The organism is Nostoc sp. (genome assembly GCF_036917195.1).
Lineage (GTDB): Bacteria > Cyanobacteriota > Cyanobacteriia > Cyanobacteriales > Nostocaceae > Nostoc.
Genome location: NZ_JBALDG010000077.1, coordinates 1 through 26,865, shown reverse-complemented (window position 1 = coordinate 26,865; position 26,865 = coordinate 1). Strand labels below are relative to the sequence as shown.

The following is a 26,865-nucleotide window of genomic DNA, read 5'->3' as shown; positions in this document are numbered from 1 at the left end:
TCTTTAAGTCAATCAAAGGTTAAGAATCATTGAATTGCGAAGTCATACCAAATCAGGACGACAGATTTATTGCCTATCTTCCGGAAAATTATTATTACTTAAGTATGAAAAATATCTTAATTATGATTCACACACTGTATAAATAGACATCATGTATGTTATTGAAACTCGGTCATTTTAGATAGTTAGCGTAGACCAAAGACACTCCGTTTTATGGATTTTTTATTAAAGATGATCTGCTAATGTAAAATAAAAATATATATCTAAAGATATATATCAGTTTTGCGTGTATACCACTGAGGTATTAATATTATATTAAAGTAGCAAATAGAATGCTAACACTATGATATTTTGTCTTATGGCATTGTGGTTCATACTTAGATAATAACAAGGTAGTATGAAGGGATAACTATAGATAACTCGATAGTGAAAACCTTTAGTGTAATGCTGAGGATTTTTGCTATTGAGTTATGTATGTTGCAATATAAAATCATTGGGTGAATCCTTATCTTGAACAATATTGAGACGTAAAAACTGTGCCCATACTTCATCACTAAGTAAGTTTAAAGCAGTTTTAGGATTGTTAGTAGCGATCGCACCTACAACCTTACGCCATCCCTGTTGCAATTGCAGGGTAAAAGCTTCTTCAATAGAAACCTGATTCAGCAACGAAAGTGCTGTTTTAAAAATTGCTGAATCAGCTTGTATATTTTTTGACCTTAACCCTTGAAGTGCTACATTTAACCACACAGGCAAAAGTTCCAGCCAATTATTTTGCTGTATCTCTTTGAGTGCAATATCTTCCATACCTAGCGCACCCCACACATATAAAGACTCTACAGCCAGTTTAAAATCGCGGTTTTCTAGAGCATTTTCCCATAATTTTTGAGCGTGATTTTGGAAGCGATTAGCGAGAAATTCATAAGCTTCCTGAACTTGATGGGGAATTGTAACTTTATAAACTGACTCGCCTCGTGGTAGGTAATCGCCGCGATAAGATAGCCAGTTATGAGAGCCGCAAAGATGAATTTCTTTATCAACTATTACTTCTTTAACATGAGAATCTCCTAGCCAAAAAACCTGTACCGATGGTAAACCATCAGGTGTTTTTATCGCTCGAAGTTTTTTCTCTACTTCTGGTGCAATTGGTTTATCTTCATCTTCTTGTCGCCGCGCAATTCCATGTCCAATTAAAATCCAAACTCTCCGATTAGCTAATTTCTGTAACAGAGTTAAAAATTTTTCATTTACAACGGTCTGATTCACCCAAGGAGAATAAATCAAAACCTGACTTTTAGCCGAATTTAAAACTTCTGAAAAAGCTTGGCTAATTTGTCCATTGCGTAACTGTATGGCTTCACCTACCACTGTCGAATTATCTACTTTATTACTGGATTTTGCGGGATTTTCTAGCGCATTTTGGCGAATATTTTCGAGCCTAGCTTCTATTTGAGTATTTTTCTGCCTGAGAATGACTTCACGCTCAAAATTGATGGTTTCAGTTGGCAATTCACATAATGCTTGCAAAGAAATTTTGCCTTCAGTATGTAGCAATTCCAACCAATTTGATGCTGACTCTAAAATTTGCTTTCCACTTCTTATTTGGATGCTCAATTTATCTTCAAGGGCATCGAAGATAACAAAAAGTGATATCTTCCTCCAAATTTTTTGAGTCGAAGCTACTATCTTACACGAAGTGACGATTTTTCCGTCTTCTGGCATATGAAGTGCTAAACCTGAAGCCTGAATACTTTTTTGTATTTCCTCAAGAGGTAACACGGAAATATCAGTAATTGTATTATCAATATTTATAAAATCTGCCAAGTCAGGCAAATTTATCATTGTCTCGTTTAAAGATTCAGCTTGAAAGGTAATTTTGTAGCTTAAAGGGTCTGTAATAGCATTAAGCTGTACAGGATATGGGGGCTGTGGTACAGACCCTTTTTCATAGAATGAACGCCCTTCAGGAGTGACTGTAATTGGCGATGTTGCTGATAGAGTTTGTAATGAACGAAGAGTTGCAGTAGTAGTTTGGATAAATACAGAATCAAGCCCAAGTACAGAGGCTAATTCATTCTCTGTTGGCGGGGGTTGAAATTCAATAGCAGCGCGGATGATAAATTCTTCGAGTACGTTAAACTGGCGGGGTTCCTTGATATTTATTTCTACAGGAGTTTGACGCAAGCTATAGCGAAATTGACGCGCTGCTAAAACTGATAAACTAGGACTTTGCGCTTCAATTTCGTCTACCCAATTCTTGAGATTGTCATCAATAGGTTTAGCAGAAGAGGCGAGAAACATCAATGAAACCTCCATGTAGACGCACGATGTTTGAAACATTGGAGTACATACTCCCGACTTGTCCACCCTGCTGAGTGAATAGCGAATGACAACCCACAATTACTAGTAGTTCTTGAGCGCGGGAAAATGCAACGTTAACCCGTTCTGGCTTCTTGGCAAATCCCACATCTCCTCTACTATTATTGCGAACCATACTAACAATTACAACAGGTCGTTCCATACCTTGAAATCTGTCTACTGTACCAGTGGTGATTTGCAGCGATGGGAAAAGTTCAGATTGCAGGCGTTGATCAATTTTTCTGAGTTGAGCGCCATAAAACGTAATCACGGCGATTTCTTTTTTTGGTTCACCCTTAGCAACTCTAGAAGCCCAAGTAGTCTCAAACTGCTTACACAAAATTTCAATGGCATTAATTTCTGGAATATTATAGAATGAAGTTCCTGTACGTTTCTCTTGAAACTCATTACCTCCAGGCGTTTTTACCTAGATAAGATGCTTAGATTCTTCGATGATTTCGCCTGCTAAATTATGTGCGCGTTTTGTATCCGACTCTAAAATACCACATTCTAATTTACCGTCATAAAACTGATTGATTGCACCCATAATTATGGGGTGCATTCGATATTGAATATTTAACATTTGTTTGATGCTATCATTAGCAGCTTCAAACTGAATTTTAAACAGTGATTCTTGTAATAATTGTAGTTCTGTATTTGTGCTGCCAATCTCTTGAGAAACTTCCTCTAAAGTCTTCGTGTCAAGCATGGGTGGTAATTGTCGATGGTCGCCTACCATGACTAACTTTTTGCCTTTTAAGGCAGGGATTAGTAACTCTGGAGGGGTACATTTACTAACCTCATCAATAATGACAACATCAAAGTATTTGAATTCTTCTGAAAAATCTCTATTTGCAGCTTGTACACAAGTTATGCCGATGACGTTGGCATTGTCTAGATAAATGCGCCTTAAATCGTTGCGAGCACCTTCGGTTGGCTGTCTTAATTTACCTATCCAATCTTGGACAAATTGCTGATATCGATTGAGATAACTTTCTTCAGTTTGGAGTTGCTGTTGCCAATGTTCAAACTTTGCCTTGATAGTGCGTAAAAAGTCAAGATTAAATAAGTCTGTAGAATTAACTTTAGGCTTGAGTTTATTAGGAATTGTTTCCCATATTAACCGCCACCAAGTTTGCTCAGTTGATATATATTCTAATTGTTGCTGTAAATGCTCAACAATTATCTTTATTTGACTTTGAGTTTCTATAAATTGGCTTTTGTAAGTTTCAGTTGTTTTCTGCAAGCTACTAATGCGAACTATAAGCAGGTCTCTGCTAGTGGAAAGCGTAGCAATAGGATCGATTAAGGAAATCAAAGTATCAAGTTGGTTGATATGATTTCCCCAGTCCCGTATTTTTGCTCTAAATTGTGGTATTTTAGTCAGAATATTTGAAGGATTATCGAGGTATTCTTGCACTAAAAGTTTTAATTCTTTGGGTAAGTATGAGAAGGGGAAAAGTTCTTGTAAGAGTGCGATCGCTCTTGTAAATTTGAAGTCAGCCTCACTGCGAAAAACTTCTATCTGCTCTTGATTAGCAGATATTTTTTGCTGCTCATTAGCCGCTAACCTCATTTGTTCATTTAATTCAACCTCAAGCTGGTTTTGCTCTATTTCCGTTTCAGCCTGTAGTTGCTTCAGCCATGTACGCGCACTCGTAACTATACCATTAACCACCTCCTCTGTAATTTGGGAGATAGCCGATTCACTCTCAACAGGTTGAACTCTTTGACGTATAATCTGGGCTTGTCTCCTAATAGCCTCAAGAGTTACCGCCGCACCATAACGGCGGCTATACGGACGTAATTTTTGAGCTATGGAATCCAAACTTGGCTGATTGACAGCAACCGCAAGCACCCATTCAATAATCCGACCCCAGATCCCTAGTGGTTTCTCAATGTCACCGATGCTATTTTGTGCTAGTTGCTTCAGCTTTATGAGAGATTCCACAGGGTCTTGCGCGTTACTAACGCTCACCTGGGAAATAGCAGCTTCATTGATTGGGCGATTACCTAGTATATTTCGCCCCTGCACTAGTAAATCTCTGATTTCAGTAACCCGACTGCGTACCCTATCCCATTGGCGATAATTTTGAATTAATTCATTGACTTTCAACTGACACTGATCAAGACTTTGTTGCCAAGGTAGATATTGAGCTTCCATCGTTATGCTTCGTAATCTCGAAGGTAATGAGATTAAGTCAACTGTAAAGTCTTGACGATTTTGTAAGCACTGTGTCAATACATTGACGATATTTAAATTAGCTGTAGACAACCATATATCAAGGTCATTTATTGTTAAACTGACCTCAGATTCACGATTGTGTAGATTTCTAATTCTTGATTGTAAGCTTTGCTGGTTTACAAGCAATTGTTGGTGATTTGACTTTAAGTGAGTAAGAGATTCTGAATTTTGTGTGTAAGTTTGTGCAGTTAACTCCGCTTCGGTCATTGCCATAGCTATATCACTGGCGTAGGTTAATGCTGTGCGAACTTCAGCAATCCAAGAAGCTACAGTGTTCTGCAACCAACCAGCTAAACCAAATAAGCTATGATTTGGTTGAACCATACCAAGTTCAGAAGCCAAATTAATTGCTAACCGAAGATTTGCAGCAAAGTTTCGCAAGGAAGCGTCTGTAGATGTGTATTTATTCAGACCCGTCCATAAATTAAGAAGTGTTGGATCTTGCCAATCTACTGAAGGTGCTTGATTCAACAACTCCTCCAAAGCAGTTTTTAGAGATTCGACCTCGGCCAGTTGGGATGCAGCTTGATTGTATTCATTTCTTTGGGTCGTACAAGCTGACTCTAAATTTGCTTTACGCGTCTGTAATAAATTCTGCTCTCCCTTAAATACTTCTTCTACTTTCAGGTATGCTGTGAATCGTTGTGATGCTGCCAGCAATTGACGTAAAACTCTTACATTATCGAGGCGTTGGGTAAGATTATTTTCGCAGTCAGTAGCAGTATTTTCTAACCATGTGCTAATCACTCGATTTTCTAGAAATGGCTGTCCTTGTTCTCCAACTCTTTCGGCGTTTCCCTTTCGCACAGCCCGAATCACTGGGTTATGAACTAATCGACTCAGGGCGTTATCTACTGCTAAATTGGCTTGAGAAGTAATTAGAGTGCGTCCACCCCGTAGAGCAACTTGATAGCAAATTTCGGCAATTACGGTAGTTTTACCAGTACCTGGTGGCCCTTGAATGAGAACTAAATCCTCAGCTGCAAGCACCGTTTCTACTGCTGCTTTCTGGCTAGGATTAGCAGAGGATAACAACAAATCCTCTGGTCGCAGTTCAACGGTTTTTTGGATAGGTCTTGCTTGGGAAGCGTCGAATAAAAAGTTTCCCAAATAGGGATTTTGGGTACGTCCTTGTCTTAATTGTGTCAAGGCTGCTTTTTTGCGTTTAATCTGTTGGATATCACCAACTGCCTCGAAAAACAAAAATCCGGTAGCTGGTAGCTGATAACCCCCTGCTGCCATGTAGTCAGCTAAATCGCGTTCTAGCCTCACGCGGATAATGCAACTGTTTGGGAGAACTTCTTCAATAATTCCTAATTGGCGGCTGTTGCGCCAGTTTTGCCCTGTAGGAGTAGTCTCGAATAGCTTAACCTCTTCATTTTTTGCTCGTTTTACCCGTTCCCAGAAGTTTTCCACAGCCAAGGAATTTTCATCAGAACCGTCAAGAGTAGCTGAGGTTACGTCAATCTCAAAAGTGATCCGTCTTCCGAAGGCATTATGACTGAAAAAAGGCACACAAAATTGGCGTGTTTTAGCGATTTTTTCCTCAATCTGTAAAAATACTTCCCAAATTCGTAGATGATCTTCTGTAGGCAGATGGTCGCCGCATATAGGCATAGCTGCCATCCGTGCCAATGCCGTTGGCGGAATATCGATACGATACTGATGATTAGGCAGCAACCGTAAACGATAAGGTACAGTATAGCCATCAGCATTTCCCTGTGAAAGTTCTAGCAATTTAGCAGATAGTACCTTTAAACCACCCCTTCCATCTTGCTCTACAACTGCTATGAATCTTAGTGTTTTTCCTAGCTTCTCAAGTCTTGCAGGTAATTGGAAATCATCCTGATCTGTTACTATGGTTAAATCCCAAATTTCTTCTCCAGGTTGTTGACCTGCACCCTTGCGGCGTACATATACCAGGCGAGGTTCTTGACCCAGTAAATCAAATATTAACTCGTTAGCACGCTCTCGTCGCTCCCGATAGTCAGGATATGATTCAACGGCTGCTTGACCTTCAATATTGCTGATTAAACTATCAATTGCCGGAGAACCTAAGAAGATATAGCCCCAGTTTTCCGAATCTGTTTTAATATTTAAGGAATTTGCCTGGAAAGAGGTAGTAACAGATGGTTCTGGGCTATTAGAGGGACGATTTGTTAAGATTCTGGCGTTGTTCATCCACCGCTTGCCTTTGCCAACAAAGTTTTCTAAGTTTAGTATTCCCAAATGTTGGCAAGGAACAACATCTTCAATTTCTGTTATTTTGCTTATTTTGTGTAGTATTGCCCATCAACAATCAAATACCGAACTTCTTTAAGAAGTCGAGAATGTGAGCCTTTCAATTTTTATAAACTATATATAGGGTTACTATATATAGTTTGTAACTTAAATACTAGATGTTCACTTAAATCCGAAATTTTCCGGGCAAAAATATCAGATGGTGATGGCTAATTTGCCTAGTATATCGCCTCACTTTCGTCTACCAAATTCTTGAGATTGTCATCAATAGGTTTAGCAGAAGAGGCGAGAAACATCAACGAAACCTCCATGTAGACGCACGATGTTTGAAACTTCTGAGTACATACTGCCAATTTGTCTACGCTGCTGAGTAAATAGCGAATGACAACCCACAATTACTAATAGTTATTGAGCGCGGTAAAATGCAACGTTAACCCGTTCTAGCTTTTTAGCAAATCCCACATCTTCTTTACTATTATTGCGAACGATACTAACAATTACAATAGGTCGTTCCATACTTTGAAATCGGTCTACTGTACCAGTGGTGATTTGCGTATTTGGATTTGAGTTTCGTGAATCGTTGTAATGCTGCCAACAATTGCTGTAAAACTTTTATATTATCGAGACGTTGGCTAAGATTTTTTTCGCAATCAATAGCAGTATTTTCTAACTCACATTCTAAACTTCAACTAGTAGTATAAGCAAACTACATAAAAAGAAAATCCAAAACTATAATTTTGACATCACCTTTAACACTCACCTATTTGATTTTGGCGCATCTTCACACAGAATTGGTATAAGCGTCAATTTCGATTCCTTCCAAAAATCGCACTTGAGTGGGAGTAATTTGGCGTACTTCGTGCATTCCTGGCACAAACTGCCGCCGCCATATTTCGGCATCAAGATAATTTATCCCCAGGCTTGCTGCTGCTTTTTTATCTTCTTTACGGTCTCCAATCATCCAGCAATCATATTCAGGATCTACTTTACATGATTCTAGAAAAGACTCGATATTAATCCGGGAATATTTTTCAATCGCTGCTCTAAGCATTCCATCCCCAGGCTTCCTAAAATTAATTTCTCTTAAGTTACCTACTAATTCATATCCCTCTTCAGAATCTAGAGAACATTTAATAGTTTTTTCTCTAGACACCATTACACATTTTCTACCCTCAAAATCTGGACAGAAGAATATTTCTTGAAGTTGAGGAAATAACTGTAAAGTAAACTGCATTTCTACAATTGTAGCTTCTAAGATTTTGTATCCGGCTGCAATTGCCGCTTGATTAGATATTCCTATAATCTGCCAATTACGAGCAGCAAAATGTTCTATTGCTTTATCTGCACCAAGCATCGGTTTTTGTCCTTGGGGCCATTCAATATACTTTCCCGTTTTTCCACAGCGAATTGTTCCGTTCAGGTCGAGTAATAAAATTTTCATTCTGTTTACTTTCCTGTGAAATAAAAAATTATTTGTTGTCGTTGTGAACACATTAGTGTCAATTTAGGATTAAGCAAGGTAGCTTATTTTTAGCCTCTCAATCTTGTACCACTTGCCCATAGAGGAACATTATCACCTGTAGAAATTACCAAGCTACCATCATCTTAAACTTCATTACAGGCTAGAGATTTTAGCTTTGGTGTTTTTACGGTATTATAATGTCTTATATCAACTTCAGAGTAGACTCTCAGGTGCTGTTTAACAAATGAACGTTTAAAAAATTTACACTCTGAAAGAACTTGACAAACTAGCTACTATGACTTGTGCGTACTAGATAAGTCGTACACGCAATCAATCCACCCAATCCATAATTCTCTCACTACCCCGTAGTGTCCCTTCTAGCTGTGGGGTTTTGCATTGCTGGTGTGTTGCGATCGCTCTTGAGCACCACACCAAGCTATGCCAAGCCACCAATTACAGCGATCGCACTAACAAAGGTAAAGACACGGATAAAATTGGCATTATCTAGATAAATCCCCCTTAAATCAGTGCGATCGCCACTCGTTACGACAAGCTCAAAGTCAACTTTCTCAGTGCAATTTATCTCGCTGCTACTGTGATTTGGCTCAACTGATGACACATTGTAATATTATTAGATTTGGCAAATAAATGGTAATTAGAACTTATAAGTGGATGTTTTAAAATGAAAACTCGTAATACTTTCGCCACGTTAACGATTTGTGTCTTGTCAGCACTCACTATTCCAAATGTAGTGAATCTACATAAAGTCGAAGCTCAATCCATAACGGATTGTCGCAAACTTGTCACAGGTACGTACCTCACGACAAACTCTGGTAACTTCGGTTCTTTTCGTGGGATTATAACGTTCACCAAAGATGGTAACTTTTTTGCCAATGACTCCATCCAAAGCGGTGTTCCGTCCGTCCAACCCTTTGGTAACATACAGGGCAGTTGGAAATGTATTGGAGAGAGAGAGATTAGTGCCACTACACTCAACTTTAATTACCAAACAGCGAAATTACCCCCTTCCATTGGTAGAGGGGATTTTCGTGCAAAGTTTGAGCTAAAAACTGGGACAGTGCAGGGAACAGCAACACTTCGTATCTTCAATATAAACGCAAATCCGCTCGTAGATTATGCTCCCGTAGCGGGAACGTTCACTTTCACTGGGCAACGTGTAAAACCTTGATAGAACAGCCTATAAGGTATTGATGAATTTGACCCCATCAACGGTTACCCTAATTCATTTGTGGGTGTCTCCTTTTTAGATACAAGTTTTTCAGCAGCCAAACGAATTCGTTCTGCCTCGGATTCTGAAATCTTGCTGCTATAGCTTTTGACCGCGATGTTGAGTTGGTCGCATATTGCTAGTATAGCAGTTGCCAGAGCCGTTAGGACAGTTGGCAGTAAACGCGCTTTCAACAACGTACTTTAGTGATTTTATTACTGTCCTAAGCTCCCTGTCCGTTGCTATAACTCTTCGTTTTCCAAATTTAATTCTTTTGATAGCTCATAGATTCTAACTTTGGCGTTGTTCATCTACTGCTTACCTTTGCCAACAAAGTTTTCTAAGTCTAGTATTCCCAAATGCTGGGAAGGAAAAACATCTTCAACTTCTGTTACTTTGCTGATTTTGGGTAGTATTACCCACCAACAATAAAATTCCCGACTCCTTAGAAAAGTCGGCAGGCTTCATGAAATATGAGTGGTTATATCTACCTCCTCTAAGGATGGTGGCAACTCAGAAGAACTAGCGCTAGTTTCTGGTGTTGAAAGCTTATCACCTACAATTCCATCCCATGAATAGTTGCAGATTTTAGTCCGAAGCAATGTACCAAACGTCAGGTTAATTGCTAGGGCGAAGGAATCGATAAAAATTAGATTTACAAAGCGATCAATCATTAGACCCCCTTGAGCTAAATTAAGCATCAAGTGATATTTGCTTTAGACTACACATGCCACAATCTCTTTTCCAGAAATGTCTAGTATCTCAATATTTTTCGGTTAAAGGGGAAAGGGGAAAAGGCATTGCGGGTAAGGGCAAGAGAAAAGAACTCAATTATTTATCGCTTTAATCTTAGAAAGAAGTGACGCTAAACGAGGAACTTAATCTTATCAGCATAACTGCCACGAATGACGCAGGCGACTGGATAACCTCTACCTACACGGGCTAATTTGCCCAGTATATCGCCTCACTTTCGTCTACTAAATTTTTTTTGAGCTTGTCATCAATAGGTTTAGCAGAAGAGGCGAGAAACATCTACAAAACCTCCATGAAGACTTACAATATTTGAAACTTCCAAATACATACTTCCGACTTTACCTGATTGATCGGTAAATAAATTATGGCAACCCACAATTATCAACAGTTCTTGAGCGCGAGAAAATGCAACATTTACCCGTTCTGGTTTCTTAGCAAATCCCACATCTCCTTTATTATTATTGCGAACCATACTCACAATTACAACAGGTCGTTCCATACCTTGAAATCTGTCTACTGTACCAGTACGAATTTCTAGAGAAGGGAAAAGTTCAGATTGCAGACGTTCATCAATTTTTCTTAATTGAGCGCCATAAAACGTAATTACAGCAATTTCTTTTTTCGGTTCACCATTAGCAACTTTAGAGGCCCAAGTACTCTCAAACTGCTGACACAGACGTTCAATCGCATCAATTTCTTGAGTATTAAAGTAAGAAGTTCCATTTCGTTGTTCTAAAAACTGATTCTCTATAGACGTTTTTACCCAGATAAGATGCTGAGATTCTTGGATAATTTCGCCTGCTAAATGATGTGCGCGTTTTCTATCCGGCTCCAAAATCCCGGATTCTAGTTTCCCATCATAAAATTGATTAATTGCTCCCATAATAAATGGGTGCATTCGATATTGTGTAGTTAGCATTTGCTTAATGCTTTCATCAGCAGATTCAAACTGACTTTTAAACAGTGATTCTTCTAAGAATTGTAGTTCTTCTCGTGTATTGCCAATTGTCTGAGCAACTTCTTCTAAAGTGCTAGTATCAAGCATGGGTGGTAATTGCCGATGATCACCTACCATGACTAACTTTTTACCTTTCAAAGCTGGGATTAGTAACTCTGGTGGAGTACACTTACTAACTTCATCAATGATCACAACATCAAAAGATTTGAATTCTTCAGAAAAACTTCTATTTGCAGCTTGAACACAAGTGATACCAACAACGTTGGCATTATCTAAATATATACGCCTTAAATCGTCGTGATTGCCTTCAGTTGGCTGTCTGAGTTTTCCAATCCAATCTTGAACAAAATTTTGATATTTATTGAGATAATTTTCTTCTTTTTTAAGTTGCTCTTGCCAAGATTCAAACTTAATATTAATGCTGCGTAATAATTTTATATTAAACAAGTCAGCAGTAGAATTTTCTGGCTTAAATTTATCCGGTATTCTTTGCCATTCTGTTAACCACCAATTTCTTTCTCCTATTAAATTTTCTGATGGCTGTGGTTGTAATTTCTGTTCTATTTCACGAAGGCTAATTTGTAATTTTTGAAGCTGCTGTAGAGAAGTTTCAGTTTCTTCTTTTAGTTTTGAGAAATGCTCATGTAGAGAATTTTTAATTATCTCCAGCACAGCAAAAGGTTCTAATGATGAAATCAAGGTTTCAAGCTGATTAATACAAGTTACCCAGGAATTCACTTGATTTGATAATTCTTGCGGCTGCTCCCAAATATTTGATTGTGTTGCAAGATATTTTTCAGTTAGAATGCGTAATTGAGCAGGTATATTTTGTTGATTAAGTTCTTGCAAAATATTGATAACTTGTTCAAGTTGCAAATTAGCGTCTTGCTGCGCTTTTTCTACCTCAGCTTGAGTAACAGATATTTGCTGTTGGCTGATTTCATTTTTCTGAAGTTCTTTTAATTGTCGTTGCAGATGCTGAAGCTGTTGTTCCGTTTCCGTTTTTACTTTTAAAACACATTGACGTGCATTTATAAGAATAGTATCTAGTAATTCTTGTGTAATTCTGGTGAGAGTAGAGTCGATATTATTCCATTCCCATGATGCACCATAGGTTTTTTGCATTCTAATTAAGAAAGCCTGGGTATTCTCAACCAGCAATTTTCGCTGTTTGGGGTTGAGTAGTTGATAATTACTAAACTGTTGATAGGTTTCTTGCCATTGAGTGCGTAGGCAAAGCCCGCCGGAGGTATCGCTCTTTGATAGCACCATTGGAATCTGACTAAAATTTTGTTGTAAAAAATAGCTGAAATTATGCTGTTTACCCCGTCTGTCAGTAAAACCTCCGTCTATCTCATAAGTGATCGCTTTTGCTAATAGCTCCCAGTCTGGTAGGTTAATATTGTAAATTTTTGGTACTATTGGTAATTTTAATGTGTTAGCAAACATCAACAAACCTAGCGGCAAGTCCACTAAATTCTCTGTTAGTGGTAAACCTGATTGATGACAATCTTTCAAAGTTTGATACAGATGAGAAGGTGCTGTAGATTTCCATTCTTTAACTGCTGAGATAATATAATCTATTTCCCGTTTGCGGTTTTCCCATATCTGAATTGTTTGCTGGATGTTTTGCAGTTTGGTAAGATATTGCTGATAATCTGGTTGTAGCTGATTTAACAAGGCGAAATTCTGTTTGACAATCTGCACTGATGCTGCAACTTCTAACATGGCTTTAGTTGCATCTTGAGCATAAGCAAAAGCAGTTTTAAATTCAGAAATTTCTCTTGCTACAGTTTCACGCAACCAAACTGCTAAACCAAAAGCACCAATCGCCGGGCGCACAAAACCAAGTTCATCAGTATATTTTATGGCTTTACGAACATTTGCTAAAAATTCTTCCACTAAACTGTTACCTTCTGTGTAAGGCTTCAGAAGTGGCAAAAAATCTGTAACTTTTGGAGCTTCCCAGTTGATATTTGGTGCAATATTTAGGATGTTTTCCAGTCCGCAAATTAGAGATTCAATCCCGTTATATTGTCTTACAGTTTCGTTGTAATATTTTTCTTGACTTTTAAAGTTTTCCTCTAATTTTAACTTATTTTTATTGAATTTAGTTTGTTGCTGATTAAATTCTTCCTCGGCTTGCAAGTAGGCTGTGAATCTTTGTGATGATGCTAGTAATTGACTGAAAGTTTGGATATTTTCAAGCCGTTGAGTAAGATTGTCTTCGCAGTCATTTGCTGTATTTTCTAGCCATCTGCCAATCACTTGGTCTTCTAAAAATGGCTGTCCTTCCTCCCCAACTTTTTCGGCTCTACCCTTGCGTACAGCCCGAATCACTGGGTTATGAATTAATCTACTCAGGGCGTTATCTACTGCTAAATTGGCTTGAGACGCGATTAAGGTACGTCCACCACGAAGGGCAATTTGATAGCAAATCTCGGCAATTACAGTAGTTTTACCAGTACCTGGTGGCCCTTGGATGAGAACAAGATCCTTAGCAGCTAGTACCTTTTCTACTGCTGCTTTCTGACCAGGATTAGCAGAAGATAATAACAAATCTTGTGGTTGAAGTTCGACAGTTGTTTTGATTTGTCTAGCCTGGGAAGCATCGAATAAAAAGTTGCCCAAGTAGGGATTTTGGGTGTAACCATTATTCAAATCATCCAAAGCTTTTTTCTTGCGCTGAATCTGCTGAATATCACCAACTGCCTCAAAACATAAAAATCCAGTAGCTGGCAATTTATAACGCTCTGCTGCCATATATTCAGCTAAGTCGCGTTCTAGTCTGAGGTTGATAATACAACGGTTGGGATCAACTTCTTCAACAGTCCCTAATTGACGACCGTTAATCCAATTTTTTCCGATGGGAGCAGTTTCAAAAAGCTTCAAATCTTCGTTCTTTGCCTGTCTTGCTCGTTCCCAGAAATTTTCTACTTCCAGGGAATTTTGATAAAAGCCGTCAAGGGTGGCTGAAGCTACATCAATTTCAAAACTAATCCGCCTTTTAAAGTTATAATTATGACCTATGTAACGCACGCAAAATTGACGTGCTTTAGCGATTTTTTCCTCAATCTGCAAAAATGCTTTCCAAGTTTTCAGCTGATCTTCTGTAGGCACATGGTCGCCACAAGCTGGTGCAGCTGCTATGCGTTTCAATGTGACTGGCGGAATGTCGAGATGATGCTGATGATTCGCCAGCAAACGCAAGCGACAAGGTACAGCATAGCTATCGGCGTGTCCCCGTGAGGGTTGTAACAATTGAGCCGACAGTATCTTTAAACCACCGTGTCCATCTTTTTGTACAGCCGCTCTGAATCCTAAAGTTTTTCTGAGCTTCTCAAGTCTTGCAGGTAATTGAAAATCATCGGAGTCTGTTGCTATTGTCAAATCCCAAATTTCTTCTCTTGGCTCTTTCCCTGCACCTTTGCGACGCACATAAAATAGACAAGGCTTTTTACCGACACATTCCAACATTAACTCATTGGCGCGATCGCGCCGCTCCCTAAATTCGGGATATGATTTAAGGACAGTTTCACCTTCAAGATTGCGGATGAAACTATCAATTGCTGAAGCTATGAACATATAGCCCCAATCTTCAGAGTTTGTTTTAACTTTCGAGGATTTTGCTGTTAGTTTATTTGCCACTGAACGAATGCTTTCTGCATCAGATTCTGAGATGGTGCTGGTATGGCCTTTGACTGCAATGTTGAGTTTGTCACAAATTGCTAATAGCTTCTTGCTATCCAAATTCAATTCTTTTGCTAGTTCGTAGATTCTGAGTTTGACTTTGTTCATCCAGTACTGCCTTTACCGACAAAGTTTTTCTATTTAGGAAAATAAAACAACGCATGAGCACAGATAATTCATCTGTCGTTCCAAATAATAAATTAAGATTTTTGCAAGAAGTAATGTTGCATCAAAGTTTGTACTGCTGATAAACTTCACTAGCAGCCCGATGCAGCAGGGAATGCCGCCAGACTAAAGATTTCATATCATCAGCATAACCGCCGCCAATGACACAGGCGACAGGATAACCGTTACTCATACAGGTATTTAAAACCTGCATTTCTCGGCGAAAAATGCCAGCATCGGTTAAAGCTAATTTGCCTAAACGATCGCCTATATGAGGATCAACACCTGCATCATAAAATACTAAATCTGGCTTGACTTTAGACAATAAATCTGCTAAATAATTCGCTAAAGTTTGTAAATAAGCGTCATCTTCCATTCCCACCGGCAAAGGAACATCCAAATCACTGTTTTGTTTAGTACCGGGGAAATTGACTTCGCAGTGCATGGAAAAAGTAAAAACACTGTCGTCGTCTTGGAAGATAAAAGCGGTGCCGTCTCCTTGATGGACATCCAAATCTACAATTAGGATTTTCTGCACAAGTCCGAGTTTTTGTAAAACGCGGCAGGCGATCGCTAAATCGTTGAAAATACAAAAACCAGACCCATAACTAGGAAAAGCATGATGAGTGCCACCAGCCGTATTACAAGCTAAACCCTGACTTAGTGCCAGTTTAGCAGTGAGTATCGTACCACCTACCGCTACACAGGTACGATTCGCCAGTGCTGGACTCCAAGGCAAACCAATGCGACGCTGTGCTTTGGCATCTAGGGTTCCTTCGCAGTAAGCTTGAACGTAGGTTGGGGTATGGACTAACTCTATCAACTTTAGCGGCGGACGTTCGGGGGTGTGAAATTGTTCTTGATTAGCTACACCATCAGCTAACAGTAATTCGTAAAGTTGTCGGAACTTAGACATCGGGAAGCGATGTCCTTCAGGTAGGGGAGCAATGTAATCTGGGTGGTAAATAATTGGCAAGTCCATAAGGAAAGAAAATCTCAAGCAGGTAATCCGACAACTAACAAGGTAAAATTTAGCCATAATTGCAGCAACAGTGCTGTTATCCTAAATGTAAAACTCAAAATTTAAAATTTATATGATGGAATGGATTACGCCGATATGGTTTATTCTAGCTGGCTTTTTGGCTGGAATAATTGGGGAAAAAGTTATCTTTAAAAAACTGGAAACGTTAGTTACTAATAAACGAATTGTTGGGAGTAAAATTATATTTCGCTCTCTGCACCGCATGACTTTTATTTGGTTTGTTCTTGGCGGTTGTTTTTGGGCAGTCCTGAGTTCTCCTCTCAAGCCAGATATTGCCATCGTACTGCAAAAAATTCTGACGATCGCATTGCTGTTTTCAGTAACCTTAGTCTTAGCCAGATTGACTGCTGGTTTTGTTAATTTATTTATTCGCAGAACAGAAGGGGTTCCTACATCACTAATTTCTAACCTTGCTAAGGCTACTGTTTTCGTTTTGGGAACGTTAATTATATTGCAAACAGTGGGTGTTCAAATTACACCGATAATCACAACTTTAGGTATTGGTGGTATAGCAGTTGGTTTGGCACTTCAAGACACACTTGCAAATTTATTTTCTGGTTTTTACTTAATTATTTCTAAGCAAGTTAGAACCGGAGACTATGTAAAATTAGATGCTGGACATGAGGGATATGTTATAGATATTTCTTGGCGGAATACAACAATTAAAGAAATTTCAAATAATGTAGTTATTGTTCCTAATTCTAAGTTGTCTACTGCAATTTTCACCAACTATCATTTACCTGCCAAGGAAATTACTTTAACAATGGATGTGGGTGTCAGTTATGATAGTGATTTGGAACAAGTTGAAAAAGTGACTGTAGAAGTTGCCAAAGAAGTTATGCAAGAAATTGCACCGGAATTAAAAGAAAGTGAACCATATATCAGATTTCATACTTTTAATGATTTTAGTATAGATTTTACGCTTTATATGCGGGTAAGTGAATACTTTGATCAGCGGATTGGTAAACATCTGTTTGTTAAAAAATTACACAAACGCTATCAGCAAGCAGGAATTCAAATTCCTTTTCCGATTAGAAAAGTGTATATGCAAGATAATTCAGCTAGAGAACGGAATTAGCCCTGGCGACTAGAAGTCCCAGCTATACGAGACTTTACCTGCCTTTGCAGATTAGCAAACCTTTAATTTTCCGTTAGTCTGCGTAGGTGGACTACGTTTGTATAGCCACGATTTCTAATCGCTAGGGCTAGCTGCAACTTAGATTGCTAATGCTCGCTTTTCTAATGCTAGTTGAAAGCGATCGCCTGGTTTCGGTTCAAGTACCTGCGTCGAAAGATTGTTTTTCTCTACTAACGAACGAAATTCATCAGCACTCCCTTTAGTCTGAATGAATTTCATCAGCAATCCCGCAAACGCCACATCGCCTCCAGCCGCTGTAGATAATATTACTTGAGGCTGTAAGGACTTTACTACTTCTAAGGCACTATTTTGTCCTTTAATAATCGGCCCAAGCAAAGGTAGCGTCATGTCTACAAACGGTGTAATCACTACATCGATAGGTGCAACCTGCTTAAGTTGCGGTGAATGATACCCGTGAGGCTCATAGTATACAGTTAAACCACTCTCCAATTCTTTTAGGAGATAACTATTTTCCACCAGAGTCGGGCCAATTGGAGAGCCGGGGAAAGCTTTGATTTCAACTTGATTATTTAAAGTGAAAGTTTCACCATGAGCCAATACTGTTACCTGGGTGTAACCTAACTGCTGTACTACCTTGGCTGCATTGGGAGAAGCTACAACCTTGATGCTGTGATCCAGCAGCTTGAGCGTTGGTGGGTGAGTATGGTCTTCTAAACCCTGAGACAGCAGGATCAGATCAATATTATCTGGTATCGGGCGCTCTTGCGATCGCGAACCTTTAAATAGCCAATCCAAATTGCTAAAAATTAAGGAACCAACCAGCCAAGGGTCAATCAGTATCCGTTTCCCGCCGATTTCTAGCAGCCAAGAGTTGCTGTCTAACCAAGTTAAGAACATAAAATTTGTAAAGATAACGCCTATCTTCATTATCAACTGGTCACGGGGAGGAGGAACGCCGCTTTGGCAAAGGGTTCAAAAATAACATTTTATTCAGTATTCTTTCAGGTCAGGGAACATTAATATTGAAGAAATACTTTATGAATCTTATTAATGACTGTAACTACACAGCAGTTTGCGAGCCAAGACGCCTTTGAAAAACTCATTTGGACTTGGCAGGGCTACAAAATTCAGTACACTGTCATGGGCACAGGACGCCCTTTGGTACTGGTTCACGGCTTTGGTGCTTCCATTGGACACTGGCGCAAAAATATCCCAGTCTTAGCTGATGCTGGCTACCAGGTATTTGCTTTGGATCTTTTGGGTTTTGGTGGTTCCGATAAAGCACCCATTGATTACACTGTGGAGGTTTGGGTGGAACTGCTGAAAGATTTCTGCACAGCACACATACACGAACCTGCTGTATTTATTGGCAACTCTATCGGCGCACTTTTGAGCTTGATTGTACTGGTAGAACATCCAGAAATTGCTGCTGGTGGTATTTTAATTAACTCTGCGGGTGGGTTGAGTCATCGTCCCCACGAATTGAACCCGCCGTTACGGATGGTAATGACAGCTTTTAATCGATTTGTGCGATCGCCAGTTACAGGTAAATTTGTCTATAACCGCATCCGTCAAAAAGCCCAAATTCGCCGCACTCTCTACCAAGTTTACCGGAACCGTGAAGCCGTCACCGATGAATTAGTCGATTTACTTTATACTCCCTCTTGCGACCCAGGAGCGCAACAAGTCTTCGCCTCCATTCTCACAGCGCCTCCTGGCCCAAGTCCAGAGGAACTTTTGCCCAAAGTCGAACGTCCTTTATTAGTGATTTGGGGTGCTGATGATCCTTGGACACCAATTACCGGGGCTAAGATTTACGAAAAGGCGCGGGAGAATGGCAAAGAAATCAAAATTGTTCCCATTCCCAATGCCGGTCATTGTCCCCACGATGAAGTTCCAGATGTTGTTAATGCCCAGATTGTCGATTGGTTAGCGCAAAGGTGATAATTTCCGCCCCAAGACGCAAAGACGAAAGTAGACTGACCATTGAAGACACTTGTGTGTGACATTGAGCCAAGTGTCCGTCACCAAGAATAACTTTGTACCTATGTATCTTGGTGCGTGCAAGAATACGGCTAACAATCTGGGTGAGTCCCTCTTATTTTTTATTGCACCTTGACAAAATCAAACTCATGTGAAGTGGAAGGGAGCTTGATATGCACAATGGATATAAAGGGATAATTCCCTTAAATCACCATCCAGATTTTTCCGAACTTGGCTATCAAGTTATCACCGAACTAGGACGCAATAGAGAAGGGGGACGCATTACTTATCTAGCTAATGTCCTCAACTCTAATCAACAGGTGGTGATTAAAGAGTTTTGTTTTGCCTGTGCAGGTGCTGATTTGTCAGGAGTGAAAGCCTATGAGCGCGAAATTGAAATCCTGCAACAACTGAATCATTCCCGCATCCCTCACTATATAGATTGCTTTGAAATGCCAGGGGTTTTTTATCTGGTGCAGGAATACAAAAATGCCCCATCCTTGGGATTAAGACGCAGCTTTCATCCTGAAGAAATTAAGCAAATTGCTCTGTCAATCTTAGAAATTTTGGTTTATTTGCAAAAGCAAGTTCCGTCAATTATCCATCGGGATATTAAGCCAGAGAATATTTTGGTTGATGAACAACTAAATGCTTACCTAGTTGATTTTGGTTTAGCTAGGATACAGGGTGCAAAAATAGCTCTTAGTAGCTTTGTAGCAGGAACCCCAGGTTTTATGCCACCAGAGGAACAGTTTGGTCATTCCCTGACTGAGGCATCAGATTTATATAGTTTAGGAGCAACACTAATTTGCTTACTTACTAATACCCGTTCGGTTGAGATTGGGAAATTAATTGATCATAACTATCGCTTTAATTTCCAGAAATTAGTTCCTCAAATCAGTCCGCGTTTTCAGTCGTGGTTGATGAAAATGGTGGAACCAAACCAGAAACGCCGCTATGCTAATGCGGCTGTTGCTTTGAAAGTACTCAAGCCCATTGAAGTTGTTGGTAGTGCCACTGGGATAGATACTTTAGTCAGTATAATCAAACCTAGAAAACGAGCTACAGTGCTGGGACTAGCCACTGTTGTTACACTAGCTGCACTGGAGGCAACTTTGATGAGTTGTCAGTCTGGTGAGCAGGTTAGGCAATTACTGGAAGCTAGGGAATGTCAAAGTTTTTATTTAAACGCAAGTTGCCAAGAAAATACTGGGCATTAAGATTAGTTAGGTTGCATCCGGCTAGGGATTACAGTAGTTTTCAATTGAATAGACTATACGTGTAGGGGCACAATATATTGTGCCCCTAAAATTATGTATATTCCACGCTTGTGAAAATTGCTGTCATTTTCACGAGTATTAAAGACTTGTTAACGGAGCTAAAAGACTCATTCACGAGTATTAAAGACTCGTTCACGGAGCTAAAAGACTCATTCACGAGAATAAAAAACTCGTTAACGGAGTTCAAAGACTCGTTAATGGAGCTAAAAGACTCATTCACGAGTATCAAAGACTCGTTAACGGAGCTAAAAGACTCGTTCACGGAGCTAAAAGACTCATTCGCGGAGCTAAAAGACTCGTTAACGGAGTTCAAAGACTCGTTAACGGAGCTAAAAGACTCGTTGACGGAGTTCAAAGACTCGTTCACGAGGATAAAAAACTCGTTAACGGTAATGCGCTATCAGTAATTGTCCAGTTATCTGCTGTAGTAAACTACATCTAAGTCAGAAGCCTGCATTCAATAGTTGATAGCGCTGTGAAAAAAATCCTGATTGTGTCAGCTAATCCCACAACGACAGATAAACTCCGCTTGGACGAGGAAGTAAGGGAAATTCAGGAAGGGTTGCAACGTTCTCGCAGCCGAGAGAAGTTTGAACTTATTACTAAATGGGCAATGCGTCCTGATGATTTGCGGCGGGCGCTTTTAGATCACGATCCTCATATTATCCATTTTTCTGGACATGGGGGAGGAAATCAAGGTTTAGCCTTGGAAAATAATACAGGGCAAATGCAGCTGGTGAGTACAGAGTCACTGGCAAGGCTATTTAAGTTATTTAAGGACAAAGTTGAGTGTATCTTATTAAATGCTTGCTATAGCGAGGTGCAAGCCGAGGCAATTTATCAACACATTAACTGCGTGGTTGGGATGAATCGGGCAATTGGCGATCGCGCCGCGATTAAATTTGCGGTAGGCTTTTATGATGCACTAGGTGCTGACAGGTCGTATGAGGATGCCTACGAGTTTGGCTGTAGCGCTATTGACTTAGAAAGTATTCCAGAGTCTTCGACTCCAGTGCTGAAAAGTCGGAACAATCCCAAAGGTGCTATCTCTGTTAACGAAGCTATTGCTGATAACCAGATAAAACCAGCAGTTTCCTTAGAAAATCCAGAAGGGCAGGTATCTCTAAACTCTGCCTTCTATGTCGAGCGATCGCCTATTGAGGTAGACTGTTATGAAGCGATTCTTCAACCAGGGGCCTTAATTCGCATCAAAGCTCCCCGGCAGATGGGCAAAACTTCGCTGATGTCGCGGGTTCTTCATTATGCTAGTCAACATGGCTATCAGACTGCACCCGTGAATTTCCAATCAGCCGATGCAGAATTTCTCAGCAATTTAGATCAGTTTTTGCAGTGGTTCTGCGCCAGCATTACTTACGAACTGAATCTACCCGATAAATTAGACGAGTATTGGAAAGGTGTTTTAGGTAGCAAGAATAAATCTACAAATTATTTTCAACGGTATTTATTACCCGCGATTAATAAGCCTATAGCTTTGGGTTTGGATGAAGTCGATGAAGTCTTCAAGCATCCGATAATTGCTGCTGATTTTTTTGGATTACTACGAGCTTGGCATGAGCGGTCAAAGAATGAAACAATTTGGAAAAATCTCCGGTTGGTGATTGTGCATTCTAAGGAAGTTTATATTCCACTCAATATAAATCAGTCCCCTTTTAATGTGGGTTTACCCATTGAGTTGCCAGACTTAAATCAAATACAAGTACAAAACTTGGTACAGCGTCACAGCCTCAATTGGTCTAACTCACAAATTGAAGAATTAATCACGCTGGTGGGTGGTCATCCTTATTTAGTGCGGGTAGCGCTTTATGAAATTGCCCGTGGGAGGATAACGCTGGAAAATCTGCAAAAAATTGCTGCAACTGAGGAAGGGCCTTACAGTGACCATTTACGCCGCCATTGGCTGAATTTGCAAGAGGATGCAGAATTGCTAGCTGCGGTTAAACAAGTGATGATGGCAAATCGCCCCGTGGATGTCGGCACAACTGAAGCGTTTAAACTCCGCAGTATGGGGTTAGTTAAGTTTCAAGGCAATGAAGTAGTGCCACTGTGTGAATTGTATCGTCAATATTTTTGCGATCGCTTGGGGTAGAAAAATTAAAAAAGTACATTAGGAGTGCAATAGGACTTTTATCAGCAATTACCATTTAACAAAAAGGATTAACAATGGTTCAATTTATTCAAGGAAGAGATATAACCTTAGCCCAACTCATCGATCAATTTGGGCTACAACGTGCAGACAATGAACAGTTTTTTGTAGAGTGGCAGCAAGATTTACCTGAGTTGAGTGACTTAGAAAAGCAATCTCTCAACCAAGTCAAGGCAGAATATTTGCATTTATCTCGCTACCAAATTTTAGAACCTGTAGTCAAAATGGTGGTGCTATCTCCACTATTGCGTCTAGCAGGTTTTTATCAACCGCCTTTTTACATTGCGTCGGAACAACAGGTGGAAATTTGTTCTGAAGACGAAGGCACAATTGTTAGAGGACGTATTGATATCTTAGTTTTTAAACCACCATTCTGGGTTCTGGTTGTAGAAGCAAAACGAGCAGATTACTCCTTAGTGCCAGCAATTCCACAAGCATTGGCTTATATGCTAGCGGATGTAAGTTCCGAAAAACCTGTTTTTGGGTTTATCTCCAATGGTAATGAATTTAGATTTCTCAAACTGATAAAAGCCGAAACCTCACAATACGCCCTATCTGATTTGTTTGCTTTAGATAGTCGGGATGACATACATACTGTCGTCAAAGTCTTAAAACGGCTAGCTCATTTAATTCGTAATTCGTAATTATTGCGTACACTAAGACTTTCGATGCCCTATGCGATTACTAACATACCCTATCAAACTTATATTACGTGAGTTCGATAAATTATGTACTATCTCTCTAAGTAGCCTAACCATAACAAAAAGACCTCTCCCTGGTTTTACTACGCAAAACCGTCCCTCTCCGAATCGGAGAGGGACAGACTTGAACTTTAGTTCAAGGCAGGGAGAGGTTTGTCTAACTCGCGCTGAATTTTGAATTGTTTATGACCCAGTATCAATATCAAGTCGGTGGTAGTCTGCCTCAAAATGCACCAACTTATGTTAGGCGGCAAGCTGACCATGACCTCTATGAAGGCTTGAAGGCTGGGGATTTTTGTTATGTACTCAATTCCCGGCAGATGGGTAAATCTAGCTTGCGGGTGCAGGTAATGCAGCAGTTGCAAACTGAGGGATTTGCTTGTGCTGTTGTTGATTTCACAGCTATTGGGACAGCAGATATTACACCAGAACAGTGGTATGCCGGGGTGATTGAGACTTTGGTGGGAAGTTTGAATATTTATACGACTTTTGATTTAGATACTTGGTGGAATGATAATGGTTTGCTTTCACCAGTACAGCGCTTGAGCAAGTTTATTGAAACGGTTTTACTTCAAACAATTACTGAAAAGATTGTTATTTTTATTGATGAAATTGACAGCATTCTAAGTCTTTTATTTAACTTGGATGACTTTTTTGCAGTTATCCGCGATTGCTACAACCGACGAGCAGACCATCCTGAATATAATCGCCTCACCTTTGCTTTGATTGGCGTATCTACACCTTCAGATTTGATTCAAGATAAACGGCGCACACCTTTTAATATTGGGCAAGCAATTGATTTAACTGGGTTTAAACTCGCGGAGGCGGAAGCATTGGCGCGGGGATTGGCAGAAGTGGGTGATTCTCAAAAGTTGATGCAGGTGGTGCTGGAGTGGACGGGCGGACAGCCATTTTTGACGCAAAAAGTTTGTAAGTTGCTGGCAGAGGAGCAGAGGGGCATACTTGGACTACGCTCAGTAACCAGAGGAGCAGAGGAGTGGGTTGAGAATTTGGTAAGAAGGGGGATTATTGAAAATTGGGAGACGCAGGATGAGCCGGAGCATTTGAAGACAATTCGAGACAGAATTTTGCGGAGTGGGGAACAGCGGACTGGGCGATTGTTGGGGTTGTATCAGCAGATTTTGCAGCAGGGAGAGATAGCAACTGATGATAGTCCTGAACAAACGGAACTGCGGCTGACAGGTTTGGTGGTGAAGCGGGAAGGGAAACTGCGAATTTATAACCGGATTTATGCAGAGGTGTTTAAACAAGAATGGTGTGACAAGATTTTAGCAAACTTGCGCCCTTACTCCAATACATTTAATGCCTGGGTTGAGTCGGAACGTCAAGATGAGTCGCGCTTCTTGCGGGGACAAACTTTGCACGATGCTCAAGAATGGGCAGTCGGTAAAAGTTTGAGTGATTTGGACTATCAGTTTTTAGCTGCTAGCCAAGAGTTAGAAAAGCGCGATGTGCAGAAAAGGCTGGAGGTAGAGGAACAGGCAAAGCAGGTATTAGCAGAGGCGAACCACAAAGCTAATCAACGAATTCGTATTGGTTATTTAGTCTTAGGACTGACTGTGCTGGGGGCATTTGCATCATTAATATTTGCTGAATATCAATTAGGGCAAGCACGAACAGTAAAGGCAGAAATAGATAATGCCCAAACCGAATTAAATCAGGCGAAGAGAGAAACTGAAGCAACCAAGAAAGATAATCACCGGATATCGGCAGACAATGCCAAAATATCACGTGACAATCAAAGGATATCAAAACAAGCAACACAGGCAAAACTGAATCTTAGTTACGCAGCTTCAGAACTGAATGTTGCAAATAACAAAGTGAATCAGGCACAGCAAAAGTTGAAACTAGCCCAAAATAAAGTGGCAGCAGCTAGTGCAAACGCTAGTCAAGCGGAAGTACAGGCAAGCCAAGCAATTCAACAACGGCAAGAGGCAGTCAATGCCCGTAAAACTTCTGTGGAGGAACTCAAAAAGGCAAAAGCAGCCAGAGAAGTTGCTTTAACGGCTACGGAATTGGAACAAGGCGTAACAAATACGTTGCAGCTGTTCGAGGCTTCGAGAGAATTTGATGCACTGCTATTAGCAATGGAGACGGCAGGAAGATTAAAAAGTCTGATCAAGGATAAACAATCTTTAGCAGACTATCCAGCATACAGCCCTTTGTTTAGTTTACAGAGAATTCTATCTAGTACTAATATTCGTGAAAAAAATCGTCTGGAAGGGCATAGCAATTCGGTCTTCAGCGTCGTCTTCAGCCCAGATGGCAAAACTTTAGCTTCCGCCAGTGGTGACAACACGATCAAATTGTGGAATCTCGACACGGGCAAAGAAATTACTACTCTGAAAGGACATAGAAATTGGGTCACAAGCGTCGTCTTCAGCCCGGATGGCAAAACTTTAGCTTCCGCCAGTGCTGACAGGACGATCAAATTGTGGAATCTCGACACGGGCAAAGAAATTACTACTCTGAAAGGACATAGAAATTGGGTCAGAAGCGTCGTCTTCAGCCCGGATGGCAAAACTTTAGCTTCCACAAGTTTTGACAAGACGATCAAATTGTGGAATCTGGACACGCGCAAAGAAATTACCACTCTGAGTGGGCATAGCAATTATGTCAACAGTGTCGTCTTCAGCCCGGATGGCAAAACTTTAGCTTCCACAAGTTTTGACAAGACGATCAAATTGTGGAATCTGGACACGCGCAAAGAAATTACTACTCTGAGTGGGCATAGCAATTCGGTCACAAGCGTCGTCTTCAGCCCGGATGGCAAAACTTTAGCTTCCGCTAGTCATGACAAGACAATCAAATTGTGGAATCGGGACACGGGCAAAGAAATTACCACTCTGAGTGGGCATAGCAATTATGTCAACAGTGTCGTCTTCAGCCCGGATGGCAAAACTTTAGCTTCCGCCAGTGGTGACAAGACAATCAAATTGTGGAATCTGGACACGCGCAAAGAAATTACCACTCTGAGTGGGCATAGCAATTCGGTCACAAGCGTCGTCTTCAGCCCGGATGGCAAAACTTTAGCTTCCGCTAGTCTTGACAGGACGATCAAATTGTGGAATCGGGACACGGGCAAAGAAATTACCACTCTGAGTGGGCATAGCAATTATGTCAACAGTGTCGTCTTCAGCCCGGATGGCAAAACTTTAGCTTCCGCTAGTTCTGACAACACGATCAAATTGTGGAATCTCGACACGGGCAAAGAAATTACTACTCTGAAAGGACATAGAAATTGGGTCAGAAGGGTCGTCTTCAGCCCGGATGGCAAAACTTTAGCTTCCGCCAGTGGTGACAAGACAATCAAATTGTGGAATCTCGACACGCGCAAAGAAATTACCACTCTGAGTGGGCATAGCAATTATGTCAACAGTGTCGTCTTCAGCCCGGATGGCAAAACTTTAGCTTCCGCCAGTGGTGACAAGACAATCAAATTGTGGAATCTCGACACGCGCAAAGAAATTACCAC

At 40.3% G+C, this 26,865-nt stretch carries 15 protein-coding genes and 2 pseudogenes; 7 read left to right on the top strand and 10 right to left on the bottom strand.

Annotated elements, in window-relative coordinates:
* Positions 1-468: 468 nt before the first annotated feature.
* From V7K40_RS26490 to V7K40_RS26470, 5 genes and pseudogenes are all read right to left on the bottom strand, one after another.
* On the bottom strand, positions 469-2,301 hold the full coding sequence (locus V7K40_RS26490; RefSeq protein WP_334965043.1) for a hypothetical protein: 1,833 nt from the start codon (positions 2,299-2,301) through the stop codon (positions 469-471).
* Positions 2,279-5,845, bottom strand: a pseudogene (locus V7K40_RS26485) (AAA domain-containing protein). The gene V7K40_RS26490 and the pseudogene V7K40_RS26485 overlap by 23 nt, the downstream one beginning before the upstream one ends.
* 1,404 nt (positions 5,846-7,249) lie before the next feature.
* Positions 7,250-7,402: pseudogene (locus V7K40_RS26480) on the bottom strand (AAA domain-containing protein); the annotation flags it as partial.
* 223 nt (positions 7,403-7,625) lie between these two features.
* On the bottom strand, positions 7,626-8,285 hold the full coding sequence (locus tag V7K40_RS26475; RefSeq protein WP_334965041.1) for an HAD hydrolase-like protein: 660 nt from the start codon (positions 8,283-8,285) through the stop codon (positions 7,626-7,628).
* A gap of 457 nt (positions 8,286-8,742) precedes the next feature.
* Positions 8,743-8,925: a hypothetical protein gene (locus tag V7K40_RS26470; RefSeq protein ID WP_334965039.1), complete on the bottom strand. Its 183-nt coding sequence runs from the start codon at positions 8,923-8,925 to the stop codon at positions 8,743-8,745.
* Positions 8,926-8,988: 63 nt separating this feature from the next.
* Between V7K40_RS26470 and V7K40_RS26465 the strand changes: the two genes are divergently transcribed.
* On the top strand, positions 8,989-9,495 hold the full coding sequence (locus V7K40_RS26465) for a hypothetical protein (protein ID WP_334965037.1): 507 nt from the start codon (positions 8,989-8,991) through the stop codon (positions 9,493-9,495).
* Positions 9,496-9,998: 503 nt separating this feature from the next.
* Here the strand turns inward: V7K40_RS26465 and V7K40_RS26460 are convergent.
* The 3 genes from V7K40_RS26460 to V7K40_RS26450 form a co-directional block, all read right to left on the bottom strand.
* On the bottom strand, positions 9,999-10,208 hold the full coding sequence (locus tag V7K40_RS26460; RefSeq protein ID WP_334965035.1) for a hypothetical protein: 210 nt from the start codon (positions 10,206-10,208) through the stop codon (positions 9,999-10,001).
* A gap of 335 nt (positions 10,209-10,543) precedes the next feature.
* Entirely contained in the window at positions 10,544-15,043 is a 4,500-nt protein-coding gene (locus V7K40_RS26455) for a translation initiation factor IF-2 N-terminal domain-containing protein (RefSeq protein ID WP_334965033.1), read from the bottom strand.
* A gap of 121 nt (positions 15,044-15,164) precedes the next feature.
* Positions 15,165-16,082 (bottom strand): histone deacetylase, encoded by a 918-nt coding sequence (locus V7K40_RS26450; protein ID WP_334965031.1) that lies wholly within the window; start codon positions 16,080-16,082, stop codon positions 15,165-15,167.
* Positions 16,083-16,194: 112 nt separating this feature from the next.
* On the opposite strand from V7K40_RS26450, the gene V7K40_RS26445 reads away from it, so the two are divergent.
* Entirely contained in the window at positions 16,195-17,220 is a 1,026-nt protein-coding gene (locus tag V7K40_RS26445) for a mechanosensitive ion channel family protein (RefSeq protein WP_334965029.1), read from the top strand.
* A 138-nt stretch (positions 17,221-17,358) separates the two neighbouring features.
* Here the strand turns inward: V7K40_RS26445 and V7K40_RS26440 are convergent, their stop codons facing one another.
* The gene (locus V7K40_RS26440) at positions 17,359-18,138 is read right to left on the bottom strand and encodes an MBL fold metallo-hydrolase (RefSeq protein WP_334965386.1); all 780 of its coding nucleotides are present in this window, start codon (positions 18,136-18,138) and stop codon (positions 17,359-17,361) included.
* Between the two features lie 153 nt (positions 18,139-18,291).
* Between V7K40_RS26440 and V7K40_RS26435 the strand changes: the two genes are divergently transcribed.
* Together V7K40_RS26435 and V7K40_RS26430 are read left to right on the top strand one after the other, a co-directional pair.
* A complete protein-coding gene (locus tag V7K40_RS26435; protein WP_334965027.1) occupies positions 18,292-19,185 on the top strand; it encodes an alpha/beta fold hydrolase in 894 nt (297 codons plus the stop codon).
* A gap of 212 nt (positions 19,186-19,397) precedes the next feature.
* Positions 19,398-20,444 (top strand): serine/threonine-protein kinase, encoded by a 1,047-nt coding sequence (locus V7K40_RS26430; RefSeq protein WP_334965025.1) that lies wholly within the window; start codon positions 19,398-19,400, stop codon positions 20,442-20,444.
* Between the two features lie 91 nt (positions 20,445-20,535).
* Here V7K40_RS26430 and V7K40_RS26425 read toward each other — a convergent pair whose 3' ends face one another.
* Positions 20,536-20,871, bottom strand: coding sequence for a hypothetical protein (locus V7K40_RS26425; RefSeq protein ID WP_334965023.1), 336 nt, complete (start codon positions 20,869-20,871; stop codon positions 20,536-20,538).
* Between the two features lie 108 nt (positions 20,872-20,979).
* Here V7K40_RS26425 and V7K40_RS26420 point away from each other — a divergent pair, with 108 nt between their 5' ends.
* The 3 genes from V7K40_RS26420 to V7K40_RS26410 form a co-directional block, all read left to right on the top strand.
* The gene (locus V7K40_RS26420) at positions 20,980-22,611 is read left to right on the top strand and encodes an AAA-like domain-containing protein (protein WP_334965021.1); all 1,632 of its coding nucleotides are present in this window, start codon (positions 20,980-20,982) and stop codon (positions 22,609-22,611) included.
* A 74-nt stretch (positions 22,612-22,685) separates the two neighbouring features.
* Entirely contained in the window at positions 22,686-23,312 is a 627-nt protein-coding gene (locus V7K40_RS26415; RefSeq protein WP_334965019.1) for a type I restriction endonuclease, read from the top strand.
* Between the two features lie 242 nt (positions 23,313-23,554).
* Positions 23,555-26,865 (top strand): AAA-like domain-containing protein (locus tag V7K40_RS26410; protein ID WP_334965017.1); only part of this gene is annotated, 3,311 nt, incomplete at its 3' end.